Annotated in this window: 16 protein-coding genes; 10 read left to right on the top strand and 6 right to left on the bottom strand. The window is 71.9% G+C overall.

Annotated features, from left to right (window positions below):
• The first annotated feature begins 41 nt into the window (after window positions 1-41).
• The 5 genes from GTW40_RS11490 to GTW40_RS11470 all read left to right on the top strand — a co-directional run bounded on the left by GTW40_RS11490 (window position 42) and on the right by GTW40_RS11470 (window position 7,253).
• Entirely contained in the window at window positions 42-428 is a 387-nt protein-coding gene (locus GTW40_RS11490; protein ID WP_237525459.1) for a hypothetical protein, read from the top strand.
• Window positions 429-819: 391 nt separating this feature from the next.
• Window positions 820-1,641, top strand: a complete 822-nt coding sequence (locus tag GTW40_RS11485; protein WP_161180065.1) for a glycosyltransferase family 2 protein — start codon at window positions 820-822, stop codon at window positions 1,639-1,641.
• Entirely contained in the window at window positions 1,638-2,678 is a 1,041-nt protein-coding gene (locus GTW40_RS11480) for a glycosyltransferase family 2 protein (RefSeq protein ID WP_161180064.1), read from the top strand. Before GTW40_RS11485 ends, GTW40_RS11480 begins: the two co-directional genes overlap by 4 nt.
• A complete protein-coding gene (locus GTW40_RS11475; protein WP_161180063.1) occupies window positions 2,675-3,475 on the top strand; it encodes a polysaccharide deacetylase family protein in 801 nt (266 codons plus the stop codon). The genes GTW40_RS11480 and GTW40_RS11475 overlap by 4 nt, the downstream gene beginning before the upstream one ends.
• Window positions 3,468-7,253 carry a lipopolysaccharide biosynthesis protein gene (locus tag GTW40_RS11470; protein WP_161180062.1) on the top strand — a complete coding sequence of 1,262 codons (3,786 nt, stop codon included), beginning with the start codon at window positions 3,468-3,470 and terminating at the stop codon, window positions 7,251-7,253. The genes GTW40_RS11475 and GTW40_RS11470 overlap by 8 nt, the downstream gene beginning before the upstream one ends.
• A 22-nt stretch (window positions 7,254-7,275) precedes the next feature.
• Here the strand turns inward: GTW40_RS11470 and GTW40_RS11465 are convergent, their stop codons facing one another.
• The gene (locus GTW40_RS11465; RefSeq protein WP_161180061.1) at window positions 7,276-8,697 is read right to left on the bottom strand and encodes a xylan 1,4-beta-xylosidase; all 1,422 of its coding nucleotides are present in this window, start codon (window positions 8,695-8,697) and stop codon (window positions 7,276-7,278) included.
• A 110-nt stretch (window positions 8,698-8,807) separates the two neighbouring features.
• On the opposite strand from GTW40_RS11465, the gene GTW40_RS11460 reads away from it, so the two are divergent.
• The gene (locus GTW40_RS11460) at window positions 8,808-9,917 is read left to right on the top strand and encodes a DUF5925 domain-containing protein (protein ID WP_161180060.1); all 1,110 of its coding nucleotides are present in this window, start codon (window positions 8,808-8,810) and stop codon (window positions 9,915-9,917) included.
• A 74-nt stretch (window positions 9,918-9,991) separates the two neighbouring features.
• Window positions 9,992-10,762: a DUF72 domain-containing protein gene (locus GTW40_RS11455; protein WP_161180059.1), complete on the top strand. Its 771-nt coding sequence runs from the start codon at window positions 9,992-9,994 to the stop codon at window positions 10,760-10,762.
• A gap of 7 nt (window positions 10,763-10,769) precedes the next feature.
• Here the strand turns inward: GTW40_RS11455 and GTW40_RS11450 are convergent, their stop codons facing one another.
• The gene (locus GTW40_RS11450; RefSeq protein ID WP_343245666.1) at window positions 10,770-11,144 is read right to left on the bottom strand and encodes a GntR family transcriptional regulator; all 375 of its coding nucleotides are present in this window, start codon (window positions 11,142-11,144) and stop codon (window positions 10,770-10,772) included.
• Between the two features lie 126 nt (window positions 11,145-11,270).
• Here GTW40_RS11450 and GTW40_RS11445 point away from each other — a divergent pair, with 126 nt between their 5' ends.
• Window positions 11,271-12,200, top strand: a complete 930-nt coding sequence (locus GTW40_RS11445) for a GNAT family N-acetyltransferase (RefSeq protein WP_161180057.1) — start codon at window positions 11,271-11,273, stop codon at window positions 12,198-12,200.
• Window positions 12,181-12,681 (top strand): DUF402 domain-containing protein, encoded by a 501-nt coding sequence (locus GTW40_RS11440; RefSeq protein WP_161180056.1) that lies wholly within the window; start codon window positions 12,181-12,183, stop codon window positions 12,679-12,681. Before GTW40_RS11445 ends, GTW40_RS11440 begins: the two co-directional genes overlap by 20 nt.
• 44 nt (window positions 12,682-12,725) lie before the next feature.
• Here GTW40_RS11440 and GTW40_RS11435 read toward each other — a convergent pair whose 3' ends face one another.
• On the bottom strand, window positions 12,726-13,325 hold the full coding sequence (locus GTW40_RS11435) for a class I SAM-dependent methyltransferase (protein ID WP_161180055.1): 600 nt from the start codon (window positions 13,323-13,325) through the stop codon (window positions 12,726-12,728).
• A gap of 221 nt (window positions 13,326-13,546) precedes the next feature.
• On the opposite strand from GTW40_RS11435, the gene GTW40_RS11430 reads away from it, so the two are divergent.
• Window positions 13,547-14,479, top strand: coding sequence for a lytic polysaccharide monooxygenase (locus GTW40_RS11430; protein ID WP_237525458.1), 933 nt, complete (start codon window positions 13,547-13,549; stop codon window positions 14,477-14,479).
• A 64-nt stretch (window positions 14,480-14,543) separates the two neighbouring features.
• On the opposite strand, the gene GTW40_RS11425 is transcribed toward GTW40_RS11430, so the two are convergent.
• The 3 genes from GTW40_RS11425 to GTW40_RS11415 all read right to left on the bottom strand — a co-directional run bounded on the left by GTW40_RS11425 (window position 14,544) and on the right by GTW40_RS11415 (window position 20,020).
• The gene (locus GTW40_RS11425) at window positions 14,544-15,404 is read right to left on the bottom strand and encodes an alpha/beta fold hydrolase (RefSeq protein WP_161180054.1); all 861 of its coding nucleotides are present in this window, start codon (window positions 15,402-15,404) and stop codon (window positions 14,544-14,546) included.
• Between the two features lie 243 nt (window positions 15,405-15,647).
• Entirely contained in the window at window positions 15,648-16,622 is a 975-nt protein-coding gene (locus GTW40_RS11420) for a hypothetical protein (RefSeq protein ID WP_161180053.1), read from the bottom strand.
• Window positions 16,619-20,020 carry a DNA polymerase III subunit alpha gene (locus GTW40_RS11415; RefSeq protein ID WP_161180085.1) on the bottom strand — a complete coding sequence of 1,134 codons (3,402 nt, stop codon included), beginning with the start codon at window positions 20,018-20,020 and terminating at the stop codon, window positions 16,619-16,621. Before GTW40_RS11415 ends, GTW40_RS11420 begins: the two co-directional genes overlap by 4 nt.
• Window positions 20,021-20,243: the final 223 nt, after the last annotated feature.

The following is a 20,243-nucleotide window of genomic DNA, read 5'->3' as shown; positions in this document are numbered from 1 at the left end:
TTGAAGCCCGGCATCCGGCGCGTCGGGGGGCAAGTCGGCCCATGCGGTCAATTTCTGTCAAGTCATCGTCGGGCAACACGAGTTCACTGCTCGCGGGCGCCGCGACGGCCGTCGCCGGATGCGGCGCGCTGCTCGCGCTCACGGACGCGCACACGCCGTTGCGCGGTCCGTCGACCCTGTTCTTCCTGCTGACCGCACCGGCCGCGGCGATCTGGCTCGCCCTGCGCGGCCTGGACGTCTACGGCCGGCTCGTCGCCGCGCTCGCGGGGGCGGTCGTCCTCGACATGCTCGTGGCGCAGGCCATGCTCGCCGTGCACCGCTGGTCGGTGCGGGGCGGGATCGTAGCCGTGACCGGGCTGAGCCTGCTGCTCTTTCTGGTCATCTTCCGTCGTATGAAGGCGAGTTCGGGAAAACGGCTGCCGGAATGAGGAACATGGGCCAAGGTTGTGTAACGGACAGACCAACAAAAAGGTGAGGCCACGTCCACACCTTGCCATTCGTGTTCAATCGTCAATACCGTCGTACATCTCACCCGCATCGGTCGGTCGCACTCGGTTCAGGGGAGGGCTCAGGACCGGCGACATTCCGAGGCGGGGCGCGGTAGGGGGGTGCCGTGCTCGGTGACCGCTTCAGGTGACCGGGCCGGGCCGCGCGACCGGCTGCCCGCACGTCGGCAGACCGGCAGCTTTGCCAGCTCGTCCTTGTACACGGCAGACCGCTCTTCGCCGTGCCGAGGGTGAGTACCCCCCTTTCGAACCGGACACAGAGCCGGGCCGCCCAGGGGCGGGCGGTCCGCCGGACGAGAGGGATCACACCGTCATGAGTTCCGTTCTGCCCATGTCCAGTCAGGGCCCCGAGCCCGTGGTCGCGGGCTCCTATCGGCCCATCTCCTCGCATCTGGCGATCACTCCGCCGGTCAGCGTGGTCATTCCCGCCATGAACGAGGCGGAGAACCTGCCGTACGTCTTCAAGACCCTGCCGGACTGGATCCACGAAGTGGTCCTGGTCGACGGCAACTCCACCGACGACACCGTGGAGGTGGCGCGTTCGCTGTGGCCCGGCGTCAAGGTCGTCGGGCAGCGGGGCAAGGGCAAGGGGGATGCCCTGATCAGCGGCTTCGCGGCCTGCTCCGGCGACATCATCGTGATGGTCGACGCGGACGGCTCGGCCGACGGCAACGAGATCGTGTCGTACGTCTCCGCGCTGGTCTCCGGCGCCGACTTCGCCAAGGGCTCGCGGTTCGCCAACGGCGGCGGCACCGATGACATGACCCTGATCCGCCGGCTCGGCAACTGGGCGCTGTGCACGGTCGTCAACCGCAAGTTCGGCGCCCGCTACACCGACCTGTGCTACGGCTACAACGCCTTCTGGCGGCACTGCCTGGACAAGATCGACCTCGACTGCACCGGCTTCGAGGTCGAGACCCTGATGAACATCAGAGTGGTCAAGGCGGGCCTCAGGGTCCAGGAGATCCCGAGCCACGAGTATCTGCGCATCCACGGCGCCAGCAATCTGCGGGCCGTGCGCGACGGGCTGCGGGTGCTGCGGGTCATCCTCCAGGAGCGGTCCAACCGCCGTGCCCTGCGCCGTGAGCGCCGGGCCGCCGCGCTGGCGAACTCCGTGCGGGGAGAGCTGTCTTGAGAGATCCCGGCATCTCCGTCGTGATCTGTGTGTACACCGAGGACCGCTGGGAGGACATCCTCGCGGCGGTCTCCTCGGTGCGCACGCAGTCGTACCCGGCGCTGGAGACACTCCTCGTCGTGGACCACAACCCGGCGCTGCTGGAGCGGCTGGCACGGGAGTTCAAGGACGGGGACTCCGGCGGGGGGAACACCACCGGCCCCGTCCGCGTCCTCGCCAACGCCGGTCCGCGCGGCCTGTCTTCGGGCCGCAACACCGGCATCGGCGCCTCGCACGGCGAGGTCATCGCCTTCCTCGACGACGACGCCGTGGCCGAACGCGACTGGCTGCGCCACTTCGCGGAGGGGTACGCCGACCCGCGCGTCCTGGCGGTCGGCGGCCGTACGGTCCCGGTGTGGGCGTCGGGGCGGCGGCCGGACTGGTTCCCGGAGGAGTTCGACTGGGTCGTCGGCTGCAGCTACCGGGGCCTGGCACCGGGCCGGGTCCGGGTGCGCAACGTCCTCGGTGGCAACGCCTCCTTCCGGCGTACGGCGTTCGAGGCGGCGGGCGGCTTCGCCACCGGCATCGGCCGGGACGGCGACCGCCGCCCGCTGGGCTGCGAGGAGACGGAGCTGTGCATCCGGCTCACCCGGGCCCGCCCGGACGCCGTCCTGCTCGTCGACGACCGCGCGGTCATCCACCACCGGGTGCCGAAGGCCCGCGAGCGCTTCGCCTACTTCCGCACCCGCACCTACGCGGAGGGGCTGTCGAAGGCGCTGGTGGCCCGCAGCGTCGGCGCCGACAAGGGACTGGAGTCCGAACGGCGTTACACGACACGGGTGTTGCCCGTCGGCGTGGTGCGCGGGCTGCGGGACGCGCTGCTCGGCAGAGCGGGCGGCGCGGGCCGCGCGGGCGCGATCGTCGCGGGCGTGCTCACGGCGGCCGGCGGCTATGCGATCGGCAGCGCACGGGCCCGGCGGGGCGCCCCGACGTTCTCCGTGGCACCCATCGGGGCAGGGATCACGGCGGCACCGGAGGCGAAGGGAGCACAGGCATGAGCGAGGCGGCCGTACCGGTTCTCATGTACCACGCGGTCGCCGCCGCGCCGAACGCGGCCACCCGGACCCTGTCGGTCGCCCCCGAGGCGTTCGCCGAACAGATGGCGCTCATCGGCGACTTGGGACTCACTCCGCTCACCACCACCGCGCTCGCGGAGCACTGGCGCCTCAGGCGCCCGCTCCCCCCGCGCCCGGTGCTGATCACGTTCGACGACGGCTACGAGGGCGTCCACCGGCACGCCCTGCCCGTCCTCGCCCAACACGGCTTCCCGGCCACGGTGTTCGTCTCCACCGGCTGGATCAGGGGCCGTTACGACACCGGCGGCGCCCTGGACACCATGCTCGACTGGGACCAGGTGCGGGAACTGGCCGCCGCCGGGGTCGAGATCGGCGGGCACAGCCACAGCCACCCGCAGCTCGACCAGCTCGACGACGGCGCGCTGGAGTGGGAGCTGGACCGCAGCACCGACATCGTCACCGGCGAACTGGGCGTACGGCCGACGTCGTTCGCCTATCCGTACGGCTACTCCGACCGCCGGGTGCGCCGTGCCGTGCGCTCGGCCGGGTACGCCCAGGCGCTCGCCGTCGGCAACGCGCTCGCGCGGCGGGCGCAGGGCCCTTACGCCCTGCGGCGCGTCACCGTGCGCCGAGCGACCGGCGTCGAGGAGTTCGAGCAGCTGGTCCAAGGCCGGGCGATCGCCTGCCACTTCGCCAAGGACCGTCTGCTCACCAAGGGTTACGCACTCGTCCGAAGAGCACGCCAGGTCCGCCGGAAGGCCATCAGTTCCCGTGTCTGACACGACGACCACCACGACCGAGCCCGCCGCGCCCGGTACCGAGCCGCCCGAGCGGCCGGGCAGACGCCTGCGCCTGCCGGGCTTGAGCCGCGAGGGCGGCGGCAGTCCGCTGTTCCGCAACGCCTACGCGCTGATGCTCAACACCGGCATCTCCGCCGTACTGGGGCTCGGCTTCTGGCTGGCGGCGGCGCGCTACTACTCCGAGTCGGCGGTCGGGCAGGGCTCGGCCGCCATCGCCGCGATGAAGCTGCTCGCCGGGCTCACGGCGGTGACGCTCACGGGCGCGCTGGCCCGCTTCATCCCGGTGGCGGGACGGCATACCGGACGCCTCATCCTCCGTACGTACGCGGGCAGTTCACTGGTCGTGGCCCTCGCGGCGGTCGTGTTCCTGCTGACGCTCAACGCGTGGGGCCCCTCGTACCGGTTCCTGCACGGCACGGTGAACGGGCTCGGCTTCATCGCGGCCGTCGTCGCCTGGAATCTGCTCACGCTGCAGGACGGGGTGCTGACCGGGCTGCGCAGCGCGCCGTGGGTGCCGGTGGGCAACACCGTCTTCTCGGCGGTGAAGCTGGGGCTGCTCGTCGCGTTCGCGGTGGCGATCCCGGCCGCCGGTGTCTTCGTGTCCTGGGTCGCGGCCATCGCGACCTCGGTGGTGCCGCTGGGCTGGCTGGTGTTCCGGCGCCTGGTGCCCCGGCACATCGAGGCGACCAAGGGGCACGCCAGTCCCCCGTCGGTGCGGGAGATCGGCAGGTTCCTGGCCGGGGACTACACCGGCTCGCTGTTCTCGCTCGCGGTGGTCTACCTGGTCCCGGTGATCATCGCCTCGCAGGTGAGCAGCGAGGACAACGCGTACTTCTACATCACGACCACCATCGGCGGCACGACCAATCTGCTCGCCATCAACATGGGCGCCTCGCTGACCGTGGAGGGCTCGCACGACCCGGCCCGGCTCGCGGCCAACACCCGCGCGGCGCTCAGGCGGATGGCGCGGATCATGCTGCCGATCGCGACGGTGCTGTTCGTCGGCGCCCCCTGGATCCTGGGCGTCTTCGGCCCGGGCTACGCGGACGCGGCGACCCCGCTGCTGCGCTGGTTCGCGGTCGGCGCGGTGCTGCGGGTCGTCATGGAGACGTACTTCGCGGTGCTGCGCGCCCAGAGCCGTACCTCCGGACTCGCCTGGCTCCAGGGGCTGTTGTGCGTGCTGGTGCTGGGGCTCACGCTGCTGCTCCTGCCCCGGATGGGGCTGACCGGCGCGGGCGTCGCGGAGATCTCCAGCCTCGCGGTGATCGTGGCGATCGCGGCGCCGCGCCTGTGGCGGACGCTCCGCTCCGGACCGGGAGGCCCGCCCGACGCCACCGCGCCCGACGTCATCGCGCCCGACGGCGACCTCGCCGACCTCGGCACCCGCGAGGCGAAGCCCGGAAGCACCGCACGCCGACGGCGGCCGAGCTGGGCGCTGAACCAGGACACACTCGCCCTGGGGGTGAGTGTGGACTTCGACCATGTGGAGCGACGGCCGGACGGCCGCCCGGGACCGGAGACACCGCCGGGAGGGACCCCTGTGCTGCCGGGACGACACGAGAAGACGGACGCACCGCTCGGAACGGCACTGCCCGAGAGCGGGCTGGAACGGAGCAGACCGGAGCCGGTCGCCCCCGAGCACGCCGCCACCGAGCGCGCCGCCACCGACCAGACGGAACCGGCACCCCGGACCCTCGACACGGAGGACACCCCCGGCCCCGAGCCGGACAGCCGCCCCCGTTTCGCCCCCACCCGCTCCGGACTCCTCCTCGGCTGCCTGCTGATCGCCGCGCTCCTTCTCTACTGGGTGCCCGCGCTCCGCCTGGACGACGTCGGCCTGGACGCGATGGGCGGGCTCGGTCTCGTCTCCGTGCTGCCCCTGCCCACGCTGGCCGGGGCCGCGCTGCTGGTGACGGTGTTCGCCGTACTGCTGTGGCTGCGCCGGGAGCACCGGGCGCTGCTGCTGATCACCTTGCTCGCGACCGTGATCAGCCTGCACGCGCTGCCCGCCGTGATCGAGAGCGAGCCGCGCTTCCCCACGGCGTGGCAGCATCTGGGCTTCCTCGACTACATCGACCGCACCGGTTCCGCCGTGCCCGACCTGGACGCCCGCTGGAGCTGGCCGGGCTTCTTCGCGGTGACGGCGTTCGCGGCGCGGGCGTGCGGGGTGAGCGATCTGACGGAGGTCATCCGCTGGTGGCCGACCGTCATCCAACTCGCCTATCTGGCACCGATGTTCCTGCTGACCCGCTCGCTGCGGGCGAGCTGGCGCGCCAAGTGGACCGGAGTGTGGATCTTCGTCCTGGCCGGCTGGGTCGGCCAGGACTACTTCTCCCCGCAGGGCTTCACCTATCTGCTGTATCTGGTGTTCGCGGCGATCCTGCTGGTCTGGTTCCGCCCCCCGCACGTCATCTGGACCCGGCTGCGCCCCGGCGAGGCCGAGGTGGAGCCCACCGACCGGCGTCAACGGGCCGTACTGCTCCTGGTGTTGACCGGCCTGTTCGCGGCGAGCGTCCCGGCCCACCAGCTGACCCCGTTCGTGATGCTCGGCGTGGTCGCCGTCCTGGTCGTCCTGGGCCGGTGCGAACTGCGCGGTCTGCCACTGCTGTTCGCGGTGGTCGTCGCGGCATGGCTCGGTTTCATGGCAGAGCCGTACTGGTCCGGACACTTCGACGACCTCTTCGGCGGCCTCGGCGGGGTCGGCGGCAATGTCTCCAGCTCGGTCTCCGGCCGTATCCAGGGCGGGAGTTCGACCCACAAGCTGGTCCTCTACACCCGTGTGCTGCTGGCCGGTTCGGTGCTGGCGCTGGCCTGCTGGGGCTGGTGGCGCAGACGCGACCACCGCTACCGCGAACGCTCCTTGCTGGTGCTGGCGTTCGTGCCGTTCCTCGGCTTCGGCATGCAGTCGTACGGCGGCGAGATGGCGCTGCGCGTCTTCATGTTCGCGCTGCCGGGCGCGGCCCTGCTCGGCGCCCTCGCCCTCTTCCCGCGCACCGGCGCCACCGCCGAGGAACGCGAGAAGGACCGGGTGAGCCTCGCCCCGGTGGCCGCGCTGCTCGCCGGGCTGCTGCTGATCGGCGGCTTCCTGGTGGCCCGTTGGGGCAACGAGACCTTCGAGCGGACCCGGCCCGGCGAGGTCGCGGCGATGAACTGGGTGTACGCCCACGACGAGCCGACCGTACGGCTGCTGTGGCTGAGCACCGACCCGGTGAACGACGTGACCCCGGCGCTGCCGTGGGGCGCGCGGGACATGGAGCGGGTGAACTACCTGCCGACACTGGCCCCGCCCGACCCGGTACTGGTGTCCGGCCTGGTCACGGCGCTGAAGGACGCGGGCCCGAACTCGTATCTGATGGTCAACGAGAGCCAGGTCCGCTATCTGGAGCTGGACTCGGGCTACTCGGCGACCTGGGAGCCGCGGCTGCTGGCCAACCTGGACGCGCGGCAGGAGCTGCGACGGGTCCTGGTCAACGACGACGTGACGGTGTACGCGCTGCGCGAGCGGCCCGCGGGCGCGGTGCCGGAGCCGGACCCGGGGCCGATCGGGCCGCAGGTCACCTGGACGGCGTGGTCGGTGGTGGGTGCCCTGGCGGCCGTCCTGCTGATCCTGCTGCTGACCGCGCGGGAGGTCGTACGGGTCGCGATGCGGCCGAGTGTGCGCCAACTGCGGTTGCTGCAGACGGGGTTCTGGTTCTCGCTGCCGCTGCTCGCGGTGTTCCTCGCGTCGTTGGTCCAGCGGTTCGTGACGATGAGCTGAGGCGCCTCAGGGGTGAAGTGGCTCAGCGCTTCAGCCACTTCGCCTCGTAGGCGTCCATCGTGAAGCGTCTGCCGTCCACTTGGGCGCTGATCGACCGGTTCAGGGTGTTGACGACCAGGACCGTCCGGTCGCTCGCCAGGACCCGTACGTTGGGCCGGTCGTCGCGGGCGACGGACACCGTCTCGTACCGGGTGCCGGGCGGGAAGGCCGCGTGGAAGCGGGACAACAGGCCGTACATGGGCAGGGCGCGGCCGCCGTCCGCCTCGCTCGTCGGAGTCCACAGGCAGCCCGCGCAGTCGGTGCCGCTCTTCTTCTCAGGGTTCCAGTAGAAGGCGGAGTCGGCGCCGCCGTCGACCATGGCGATCAGGGCGGTGGCGTGGACGGCGAGCCGGTGCTCCTCGGACCAGCCCTCGCGCCGGTCGTCGGCGTCGGCGGGTTCGACGTAGTACTCGGCCCACCACAGCGGCAGGTCACGGGTCTGGCGGCGCAGCCACTCGCCGACGGCCGTGAACTTGGCGGTGGCGGCGAACTCGTCGGGGAGGAACTTCTCGTCGTTGGTGTAGCTGGAGCCGTCCACGACGACGAAGTCGGCGCCCGCCTTGTGGGTGTTCCAGTAGCGGAAGGCGTCCAGGATCCGCTGGTCCATGGCGCCCCAGGGGCCGCGCAGGTCGGCGGAGGCGTGCTCCTGTCCGGTGCCGACGCTGTCCATCACCAGGTAGGGGCCGCCGACCATGATGTCGGGGTCGACCTTCTTCAGGGCCCGGTAGACGAGGTTGTACATCTTCGTGTAGCCCTCGTAGTCCCAGCGGCCCGCGGAGTCGTTCCAGAAGCCCTTGAACTCGTTCCACACGACGAAGTGGCGTACGTCGGGGTAGCGGCGGGCGACGGTGGCCGCGAGCCGGGCGAAGTCCTCGTAGTGGTCCGGGTCGGGCGCGGTCTCCAGGGCGGACTGGCTCCAGTCGGTGCGGTCGGCTCCCGCCGTGCCGCCCTTCATCCAGTCCGGCGAGCAGCACAGCGTGATCACGGGGGTGCCGTGGGAGGCGCGGACGAAGTCGATGCGGCGGTCGAGGGCGCCGAAGTCGTAACGCCCCTTCACCGGCTCGGGATTGTCGGCGCCCCAGCCCATGATGGCCTGGTCCTGCGGCAGGCCGCCGTCGTCGGAGAGCAGCTTCTCGACGCGCTCGGTGGCCGCGCCGCCGCCCCGGTCCGCGCTGTACTGGGTGTGGGTGAAGCCCCAGCCCACCGACGGCCGCGGGCGCCCGGCCGGGGTGGCGGGCGTGCCGTGCACCCGGTCGCCGTCGGGCGAGGTGCCGGAGGTGTCCGCGCCACGCCCGGGAAGTGTGTTGAGCAGGGTCACCACCAGGGCGAGGGCGAGCACACCCACGCCGAGCAGCGCGGTGAGCCGCCACCGCTGATCCCCCGTGTACCACCCATGACGTCCCATCAGGACCACAGTAACGGCGGAATCGGGGCGTCGGGCAGGTCTTGGGAACACCCTCCGAGAAGGGGCGGAAATGCCGTGCGCGGAGGGCATCCGTGACAGATCATGGCGGCATGTCCGCCAACCCACACGACGCCCTGCCGATCCGGCTCAATGTCGACGACTCCGACTCGCCCTCCGACGTCGTCGACGCGCTGTTCCTCGGCCGTTTCGCGACGGGCGAGCAGCCGTACTCCCACGCGGCCAACATCGAGCGGGTGCGCTCCGGCGCGACCCTGCTGCCCGAGGGCGCCCGCGTGCTGCGGGTCGCCCGTGACGAGGACCGCAGCGCGACCCTCGCGGAGGGCGACGGCTGGACCCTGCTGGTCTCGCGCTGGAGCCGGGGCGCGGACGTGACCGTGACCGCGACCACCGCCGACCTGGCGAAACAGATCCTCGGCCAGGCAACCGAAGGCGCGGCCGACGAGCCCGAGCCGCAGCCGGAGAACGTCACCATGGGTTTCTGGTACGTCTCCCCGAGGCGCGGCCCGCACCGCACCACCCGCCAGATCTCGGCGGGCACCTGGGAGGAGGTGCGGCCCAACTACACCGCTCCGGTCGCGTCCGCGATGGACCGCCTGATGAAGACGACCCCGGAGGACATCGCCGGGCGGCTGCTCCTGCTGCACGGCCCGCCGGGCACCGGCAAGACCTCGGCGCTGCGCACGCTGGCCCGCTCCTGGCGGGACTGGTGCCAGGTGGACTGCGTGCTCGACCCGGAGCGGCTCTTCTCCGACGTGGGCTATCTGATGGACATCGCGATCGGCGAGGAGGACGGCACGGGCAAGGGCCGCTGGCGGCTGCTCCTCCTTGAGGACTGCGACGAGCTGATCCGGGGCGAGGCCCGGCACACGGCGGGGCAGGCGCTGTCCCGGCTGCTGAACCTGACCGACGGCCTACTCGGCCAGGGGCGCAACGTCCTGGTAGGGGTCACCACCAACGAGGACCTGGAGCGGCTGCACCCCGCCGTGGTCCGGCCCGGCCGCTGTCTGGCCCGCATCGAGGTCGGCCCGCTGACCCGCACGGAGGCGATGGACTGGCTGGGCGCCGAGGGCCGCGAGCACGAGAGCGAGGTCGGCCGCGAGGGCGCGACCCTGGCGGAGCTGTACGCGCTGCGCCGGGGCACCGGGCCGACGTCGGTGCCGGGGGCGCGGGAGGGGGCGGACGCGGGGCTGTATCTGTAGCGGCGCACGGTCCGCGCCGTAGGAGCACACGGTCCGCACCGGTACGGCTCTCGCTTCGGTGCTTTCATGTAGGTATGACCCTGTTCGTCGGCACGTCGGGGTGGCAATACAAGAGCTGGCGGGGCGTGGTGTACCCGACGGGCTGCCCGGCGCGGCTGTGGCTGGAGGAGTACACCAAGCTCTTCGCGACGGTGGAGCTGAACAACGCCTTCTACCGGCTGCCCTCCCGCGAGAACTTCGCGTCCTGGCGGGAGCGGGTGCCTTCGGACTTCGTGGTGGCGGTCAAGGCCAGCCGCTATCTGACCCACATCAAGCGGCTGCGCGACCCCGAGGAGCCGGTCCACCGGCTGATGAGCCACGCCGAGGGCCTGGGCGACCGGCTGGGCCCGATCCTGCTCCAGCTGCCGCCGACCCTGCGCGCGGACCCGCCCCTGCTGGACGCGTGCCTGGCCTGTTTCCCCCGGGGCACGCGGGTGGCGGTCGAGCCGCGCCACGAGTCCTGGTGGACGCCCGAGACACGGGGCGTCCTGGAGGCCCGGGGCGCGGCGCTGTGCTGGGCGGACGTGCTGTCCCGCCCGGTCACCCCGCTGTGGCGCACCGCCGACTGGGGGTACGTCCGCTTCCACCGGGGCCGCGCCCGCCCCTGGCCGCGCTACGGGCACACGGCGCTGGAGAGCTGGGTGGAGCGCATCGCCTCGACGTGGGACGGCACGGACGACGTGTACGCGTACTTCAACAACGACCCCAGGGGCGCGGCGGTGAAGGACGCGGCGGAGTTCGGCGCCCTGGCCCGCAAGGCGGGGCTGCCGGTGACGCGCACCCCGGAGCCGACGGCCGGGCGCTAGCGGCCGCTCAGCCCCGCTCCCCGTAGGCGGCCCGCAGGGCGTCCCGTACGGCGGCCAGGGCCTCGTCCTCCGGGAGGCCGAGCCGGTGGGCGCGTTCCGCGTACGCCTGGGCGGCCGACGCGGCCTCCTTGCTCGCGGCCGGGCCCGCGGCGGCGACGTACGTGCCGTTGCGCCCGCGGGTCTCGATCACCCCGTCGGCCTCCAGCGCGCGGTAGGCCTTGGCGACGGTGTTCACCGCGAGCCCCAGGGACTCTGCCAGGCCCCGCACGGTCGGCAGCCGGTACCCCACCGGGAGCACCCCCGCCCGTGCCTGCTCGGAAATCTGCGCGCGCACCTGCTCGTAGGGCGGGGCGCCGTCATCAATGTGGATCTTCAGGCTCACCCCCCGATTGTCCCGCACGCGCGGCGGGGCGCGGGGCGGGCGGGCGCGGCGCGGGCAGAACGCGCCCCGGCCGTGCGCGAAAAATGGGAGGCGCCTTCGCCCGGCGGCCTCGTAGCGTGCCTGCCCATGACCGTCCTCGTACGCGATCTGCGTCCCGATGTCCCGGCCGACCCGGAGGGCTTCGCCCTCGTACGACGGCTCGCCCTGCCGTACGTCCTGTTCACCCCCGAATCCGTCCGCCATGTCATCGCCCGCATCCACCCGGCCGCCCACTACCGCGCGCTCGTCGCCGAGGAGGACGGCGAGGTGATCGGCACGGCCCAGGTGAGCGTCGCGCACGAGAGCACCGAGCCGGGCCAGGGGTATGTGAACGTGTACGTGCGCCCCGACCGGACCGGGCGCGGCGCGGGCCGGCTGCTCCTGGAGACCGGGGAGGCGCATCTCGCGTCCGTCGGCGCGACCACGGCCTACTCCTGGGTCCTCGACACCCCCGGCAACCGTGCCTTCGCCGAGCGGCGCGGCTACACCGAGGGCCGCACCGCCCACTTCCTGCGCCGCGATCTGACCACCGGTGACCTCCCTCCGCTGCCCGAGACCCCGCCCGGCGTGGAGGTGCGCACGGCCGCCGACTTCGCGGACGATCCCCGGCCGCTGTTCGAGCTGGACGCGGAGACCTCGTCGGACGAGCCGAGCGCGGTGCCGATGTCCTACTCGGACTACGAGGCGTGGCTCGACGAGACGTGGGAACACCCGCTGCTGGACCGCGAGCTGACCATGGTCTGCGTGGCCGACGGGCGCCCGGTCGCGTTCACCGCGGCCCGCACCGACGGCGCGGGCCGCTACCTCAGCGGCATGACCGGCACCGCCCGCTCCCATCGGGGCCGCGGCCTCGCCAAGCTGGCCAAGGCACACTCCCTGCACCGGGCCCGCACGGCCGGCATCACCGAGGCGTTCACCGGCAACGACGCGACCAACGGCCCGATGCTCGCCGTCAACAAGTGGCTCGGTTACGAGATGTGCGCGACGGAGGTTCAGTATGTCCGCGAACTCGCCTGATTCCCTGGGCATGTTGGAGGTCGTCCTGACCAAGGCGGGCCGCACGAAGATCCGTTACCCGGCGGCGCTCCTCTCCGACGACGGCACCCGGCTGACCGTGCGCGCCCCCTGGGCGGCCGAGGGCGTGCGCGACTTCGGCTTCGTGCGCTTCGAGCCGGGGGACGTGTTCACCGAGTACTACTGGCGCGACCGGTGGTACGCGGTGAAGGAGGTCCGGGCCGGGGACGGCACGCTGAAGGGCTGGTACTGCGACATCACCCGCCCGGCCGTCCGCTCCGGCGCCGAACTGACCGTCGAGGACCTGGACCTGGACCTCTGGCTGTCGGCCGACGGCAAGGACGTACTGCGCCTGGACGAGGACGAGTTCGCCGCGAGCGGCCTCGCGGAGTCCGACCCGGACGCGGCCGCCGCCGCGCTGGCCGCCCTGAACGCGCTGGAGACGCTGGCCCGGACGAACGCCTTCGACACTCTTCTCGCCTGAGCCGGGGCCCGGGGGCGGGGCGACCCGCCTCCGGCCGGGGCGGCTCACACCGTGCCCACCACCGCGTACCGCTCGTCGTCCACGGCCTTCTCCCACAGCAGCGGATCGCCGGAGAGCGACTCCACCCGCACGTCCCGCACGACCGGCTCCAGCAGCACGGCGAGCCGGCCGGCGGGTATCCCCACCGGGGCGACCGTCCCCCACACCCCCTCGACCAGCACGAACCGCCCGCCGGGACGCAGCAGTTCACGCCAGCGGCGCAGCACCTTCCCCGGCTCGGGCAACGCCCACAGCACATGCCGGACGAGCACCACGTCCGCGCTCCCCGCCTCCACCGGCGGCTCGGCGGCATCCCCCCGCACCACCGCCGCGTCCCACCCGGCGAGCTTGCCCCGGGCCAGCTCGACCATGGCGGGCGAGGAGTCGACCGCCGTCACCCGATGCCCCTGTTCGGCCGCGAGCAGCGCGAGACTCCCGGTGCCGCAGCCGAGGTCGAGCACATCGGCCGGGCGTATGGGCAGCCACCCGCGCAACCGCGCGTCCCAGGCGGCCCGCACCTCGGGCGCGCGCAGACCGTGATCGGGCGCCTCGTCGAAGGAGCCGGCCAGCACGTCCCAGTCCACCGATCCACTCGCCTCACTCATGCCCGCAGCATGGCACCCACCACTGACAACGCCCCCGGACCGGCCCGGGGCCCCCGCTACCTGAGCCCAGCCTGAGCACGCCCTTAAGGCGACCATAAAGATCGCCCCCGACCGCCCCGACGGGGCCAACTCGGCTGCTTCCGGGGCTAGTTTCTGATCACACCCCCCACGGAAGCCGGGCCGTCCGGCGGCCGGACGACGCGATGCCGCGAGGAGTTCCGATGCCCTTCCCCACGCCCTCGGCTCACCCCGGGCAGGGGATGTCCAGGCTGCGGGCGGCCGCCGCCGTGGCCGTGCTCGGACTCGCCCCGCTCGCCCTCGCCGCCGCGCCCGCTTCGGCGCACGACTCGACGCGCGCAACAGCGCACGAGTCGACACATGACTCGCCGCACAGCTCGAAAGGCGGCGAGCTGTGCGGCGTCGAGAACGGGGACTCCGACGGCCTCGACCTGGTCGGCACCGGCCACTCCACACCCCAGGTGCACAGCGGGCCGTACACCTTCACGTACCGGGTGACCACCCGTCACCAGGGCCGCTTCAAGGTCTACGTGACGAAGTCCGGCTACGACCCGGCGCAGCCCCTGACCTGGTCGTCACTGGATCTGGCGCACCCGGTCGCGCGGGCGGCGGACGCGACCCCCTCGAACGGCGTCTACACGTTCACGGGCACGCTCCCCGAGCGCACCGGCAGACAGGTGCTGTACGCGGTGTGGCACCGCCCGGACGGCTCAGACGGCGCGGAGTGGTTCCACTCCTGCGCGGACGTGGACTTCGGCGGTACGACTCCCCCGTCGGCCCCGGCTCCGACGACCCACCGACCGGACCCGGCCCCCACGCCCTCGGCGTCGGCTCCCCCCGCGTCGAAGGAGGTACGGATCGAGGCGGCAGCGGCCGACCCGACGGCCGGGCATCGTGCGGTCGGGCAGCGCGCACAGGAGACCCCCGCCCCGACCACCCCACCCGCGACCACTGCACCCCCGGCCGCCAACTCCCCTGTCACCACGGTGACGTCGCTGTATCTCGCCGACACGGGCACCGCCCCGCACACCTCGTACGGGGCGGTCGTCGGTGCCGGGGTGCTGGCCCTCGGTTCGGCGGCGCTGTTCCTCTCGGTGCGGCAGCGCTCGACGGGCGGCGACCGGGGCGGGCGCTGAGCGGCGCGCGCGGTATGTGCCGGGTCCTGTCCGGCGGCTCAGGCCGGACAGGACCCGGCGGCGGTCAGCTGAAGACCGACGCGCAGGTGGTGGCGGTGGCGTGCGCCGGGTCGAGGGAGTTGGCCACTTCGTGGAAGGCGATGCGGTCGATCAGGCCGATCGCGACGTGTTCGGACAGGTCGAGCGGGCAGAGGTCCTGGAGCAGGACGTTGCGGACGTCGGAGCCGGTCAGGTACTGGCTGCGCCAGGGCGTGACGACCTCGTCGTACTGGGTGGCGATGACCGTGTAGCGCACTCCGGGGACGGTGTCGCCGCCCGCGTTGAGCTTGGTCAGGAAGGCCGACCCGGCGATCTGGTCGGCGAGGCCGGGGGTGGTGGCCTTGATCAGGGCCTCGGCGCCGGGGAAGTACGGCAGCAGGTTGGTCAGACCGCTGAGGTTGGTGCCGTGGTTGCTGGGGGCGATGCCGACGAGGGCGTTCACCTTGGGGGCTCCGCCGAGGAACTTCAGGTAGTAGCGCGGCATCATGCCGCCCTGGGAGTGCCCGACGAGGTCGGCCTTGGCCGCGCCGGTCGAGGCGAGCACCTTGTCGACGAAGGCGGACAGCTGCTCGGCGGACTTGTCGATGGGGCCGAGGCCGTAGAAGACGGGGACGCCGGCGAGCTGGCCGTAGTCGAGGGAGTAGACGCAGTACCCGCGGTCCTTCAGGTACGGCGCGAGGCCGAGCCAGTTGTCGACGGAGTTGCCGAGGGTGCCGTGGACGAGGACGACGGGGCGCGGGTGGGCGGCGGAGGGCTTGCAGGAGTAGTCGTTCCAGCCGGAGCTGGGCGCGGTCGCGGCGTGGGCGGTGGCGGTGGGGACGGCGGCGAGCGCGGCGGCCAGGAGCAGCGAGGCGAGCGGTCTGAACGCTCGCTTCCAGGGCAGCATCGTGTGATCTCCTTGCGGCTCAAGGGGGGTGCACGGACTGACCCTGTGATCCGGATCACGGGATGCTGGTTCACTCGTCAAGTTACGGACGAGTAGTGCAACTGTGAAGTTACGCGTCAGTAAAAAGTTCCATCACGCATCAGACACACACGCACACTGAGGAACCATCATCAGACCGGCTGGACCCGACCATAGAACTCCAGCCACTCCCAAATCACCCACAACACGCGTAACTCGCCGCACTCAGGCCGCAAGCGTCCCCGGAATCACCGCGCGGGGCCCGAACTTGGCCCGCACCCGGTCGGCGACCTCCTCGATCCGGCGGACCTTCTCGTCCACGGGGTCGAAGGTGAGCTGGTGGGAGGCGTGTTCGGCGGGGGTCAGCCCCTCGGCGCGCAGCGCGACGGCACGGACCCGCGCCCGCTGGAGACCGAGCGTCTCGTACATGCCGTAGGCGGCCCGGGTGAGAGCGGCCGAGTGCGCGGTCGGCTCCGCGAGGGTACGGCAACGCGTCGTGGTGGACCGGTCGGCATAGCGCACGGTGAGGGTCAGATTCGGGCAGACCTGCCCGCCCCCGCGCAGCCGGAACCCCAGCTCACCGGCGGCGCTCAGCAGGGCCCCACGATGCCGACCGGGGTCCAACTCATCGACGCCGAAGGCACGTTCCGCCCCGACCGACCGGGCCACCGCGTTCGGCACGACCCGCCCCCGGTCGATCCCCCGCGCCCCGTCCCGCAGTTCACGTGCCGCGCGGGCACCGACCAGCCGCTGAAGGGTGGACGGCGGCGCGGCGGCGACCCGTCCCAGGGTGTCGAGCCCGTACTCGCACAGGGTACGGGCGGTGGCGGCACCGACCCCGGGCAGCGCGCCCACCGGAAGCCCGGCGAGGAACTCCGCCCGCGCACCTGGCTCTTCGGGCACGACCCGAACGGCTCCGGGCCGGGCGGAACGCGACGCCACCCGGGCCAGCATCGGCCCGGGCCCGGCACCAACGGCACAGTCGACGCCGTACCGCGCCAGCGCCCGGACCCGGATGACCGGGGCGATCTCCACGGCGTCCCGCCCGAAGTACCGTTCGGCGCCGCCGAGATCGGCCAGCACCCGGTCCGGCACCAGCGCCTCCACCACCGGTGTGAACTCCTCGACGAGCCCCACGAGCGCGGGCAGCAGCCCCTCACGCCCGTGCGCGAGCCGGAATCGCACGCAGAGAACGGTCATCCCGCGCTCCCCGGACTCTGGTGCCACAACTTCCGTGCGGCAGCGGGACCTTGGGCGACCCCCTCCCCCGCCGGCCGCAGATCGGCCCACGGATGCATGTCGTACCCGGTGGCCATCCGGATACGACGGCCACCGGCCCGGTCCTCACCCGCCGGTTCCACGGACTCCGCCAGCCGGGCGGCCACCCGGTCGAGCCCGCCCTCGGCCCGCAGCTCGACGAGTTCGGCGAGGTTCCAGGCGGCGGAGCCGACGACGCTCAGACTGCGCGGCCCCCGCCGCTGCACCACGCCCCGCACCAGCAGCAGCCAGGAGTGGAAGACGGTGTGGGCGCAGGCGTCGTGGGAGTCGTCGAAGAAGGCGAGGTCGACCAGGCCCGTGCCGTCGTCCAGGGTGCTGAAGATGACCCGCTTGCCGGACCGGATCGGCGGGGTCTGGGTGGCCGCCTTGGCACCCGCGACGAGCACCGTCTCCCCGTGCCGCGCCTCCCGCAGCCGCCGCGCCGACACGACCCCCAGCTCGGCCAGGAACTCCCGTTGGTCGTCCATCAGATGACGCGAGACGTCCATGGACAGCACGCCCAGTTCGGCGCTGAGCCGCTCCGCCGAGGAGAGATCGGGCAGCCCGACCGAAGCGGTCCGGTTCCCCCCACCCAACGGCAACTGCTCCCCATACCCACCCCGAACCCCCCGTTGCAACTCGGCCAGATGCAGCTGGAGATCACGCCGGTTGCCCCCGAAGGCGTCCAACGCCCCGACCTGAGCGAGCCGTTGGGCAAGGGGCCGCCCGGGACGCCCCCGCTCCCAGAAGTCCCGCAAGGAGGCGTACGGCTGCCCGGCCACAATCCGCTCGCCCTCGGCCCCACTGATCCCGTGCACATCGGAGAGCCCCAGCCGCACCCCCCACTTACCGGACACCAGTTCGATTCGATGAGCGACGGCGGACACGTTCACATCCAGCGGCAGCACCGGCACACCCCGCCGCCGCGCATCGGCCAGCAGCAGCCGCTTCGGATACATCCCGGGATCATGGGTGAGCAACCCGGCGTAGAAGGCGGCCGGATGGTGCGCCTTGAGCCAGGCCGACTGATAGGTGGGCACGGCGAAGGCGACAGCGTGCGCCTTGCAGAACCCGTAGGACCCGAAGGCCTGGACGATCTCCCAGGTGCGCTCGATCACCTCGGCGCTGTACCCCTTCTCTCCGGCCCGCTGCCGGAACCACACCCGGATACGCGCCTGTTGCTCCGCGTCGGACAACAGCCGCCGCACCGCGTCGGCCTCCCCCCGCCCGCACCCGGTCATGATCGAGACAATGTCGATGATCTGCTCATGGAAGACGACGACGCCGTACGTCCCCTTCAGCGGCGGCTCCAGATCCCGGTGCGGAAAACGCACCGGAGCACGCCCGTGCCGCGCCTCGATGAACGGCCGCACCATGTCGGCGGCGACGGGCCCGGGCCGGAAGAGCGAAATATCGACTACCAGGTCCTCGAAGGAATCAGGCTGAAGCCGCCCCACGAGATCCCGCTGCCCTGGCGACTCGATCTGGAAGCAGCCGAGCGTCTCGGTGGACCGGATGAGCCGATACGTTTCTTCATCCCCCTCCGGCAGGGCCTCCAGATCAACGCGCTCCCCACTGGCCCGCTCCACCTCGGCGACGGCGTGCGCCATGGCCGACTGCATCCGCACACCGAGCACATCCAGCTTGAGCAGCCCCAGATCCTCCACGTCGTCCTTGTCGAACTGGGACATGGGCAGCCCCTCACCACTCGTGGGCACCACGGGCGTACGAGCGAGCAGCGAGGCGTCCGAGAGCAGTACCCCGCACGGATGCATGGCGACACCACGCGGCAGCGCGTCCAGCGCCTCGACCAGCTCCCACAGCCGGCCGTACCGCCCCTTCTCCGCCGCCAGTCGCCTCAGCTCGGGCAACTCCTCCAGCGCGGCACGCGCGTCCCGCGCCCGGATGTGCGGAAAAGACTTGGCCACCCGATCAATCTCGGCGGGATCCATGGACAGAGCGGCCCCGACATCCCTTACGGCGTGCCGCACCCGATAGGTCTCGGGCATGGCGACGGTGGCAACCCTCTCGACCCCGAACCGCCCGATGATCGCCCGGTAGACCTCGAGCCGCCGAGCGGACTCCACGTCGATGTCGATATCGGGCAGCACCACACGCTCCCTGGACAGGAAGCGCTCCATCAACAGCCCATGCTCCACAGGATCGGCATGAGCGATCCCCACCAGATGATTGACGAGCGACCCGGCCCCCGACCCCCGAGCGGCCACCCGAATCCCCAAGCCCCGCACATCGTCCACAATTTGAGCAACCGTCAAAAAATAGGAAGCGAACCCGTGATGCGCGATGACCTCCAACTCCTCGTGCATCCGCTCCCAGTAGGCCCGCCGCCCGCCATACCCCAGCCGCACCATCCCCGCCGCGGCCCGCGAGGCAAGCGCCCGCTGAGCTGTCCGCCGCCCGGCCCCCACGAGCCGGGCCTCGGGAAACCGAACGCTCCCGATCCCGAGATCCGCCTCAGGATCGACAGCACACTCCCCCGCAGCGGCCAGCGTCTGCTCGACGAGCCGCCACCCGACCTCCCGCCGATACCCGGCGGCCTCCACCACCCGCTCGGCGACCCGAAGCATGTCGGAAGCCCCTTTGAGCCACGCCTCCCCGGAGTCCAGCTCCTTCCGGAAATCAATGGGCACAAGCCGCCGCGAGGCATCGAGAACATCAGCGACGGCCCCCTGCCCCGGATCGGCATACCGAACGGCATTACTGAGCACGGGCCGCACCCCCTGCTCGACAGCGAACCCAAGAGCCCGAGCAGCCAGCCGCAAAGACCCGGCCCGCCCATGCCAGACGACCTCCACCCGCAAGGCATCCCCATACACCTCACGCCAGACGGCGAGCAGCCGAGCGGCACGATCGGGCCGCCCGGCCCCGAGAGCACGCCCCACATCGGAATCGGGCCCGAGCAACACGGTGAGCCCGTCCCCCCGATTGCCCTCCCAGGGAAGCCGGGGCGAAGCGGAACCCCCCGAGTGAGCAGCACTGACAATCCGACACAAATCAGCCCACCCCCGAGCCCCGTCCCGCGCCAGAAAGGTCACCCGGGACGCCGACTCGTCCACAAAAGCCCCACCCCGAACAGGCCGCCGCCGAGAAGAACCCCCGCTTCCCTCCTCCACAGCAAGATCAACCCCGAAAAGCGGCCGCACCCCCCTCCCCGCACAAGCCTTGGCAAACCGCACAGCCCCGGCCAGCGTGTCCCGATCGGTCAGCGCAAGAGCCCCCATCCCTCTCTCCTCAGCCCGCTCAACAAGCCGCTCCGGATGCGAGGCCCCGTACCGCAAGGAAAACCCAGAAACAACACGCAAATGCACAAACCCCGCCACGAGCACCTCCCATCCTTATCGAACACCCGTTCCCTTCCACCATACCCCCACCCCCGAACGCATGTGCGATACAACCCATCCCCCACCTGACCTGCGCAAACGCAAGACCGAGCCCACGCGAGCAGGACGGAAACACCCCCGTACGCACCACCGGCGCACGGCGCAGGGGGCGCAACGGGAAGCCCGTACCACCCGCACCCGCGTACGGCGAGAAGGGGACGTG

Origin of the sequence: Streptomyces sp. SID4985, from assembly GCF_009863025.1 — a bacterium.
GTDB lineage: Bacteria > Actinomycetota > Actinomycetes > Streptomycetales > Streptomycetaceae > Streptomyces.
The sequence above is the reverse complement of the archived record's forward strand: the minus strand, read 5'-3'. Positions and strand labels throughout refer to the sequence as shown.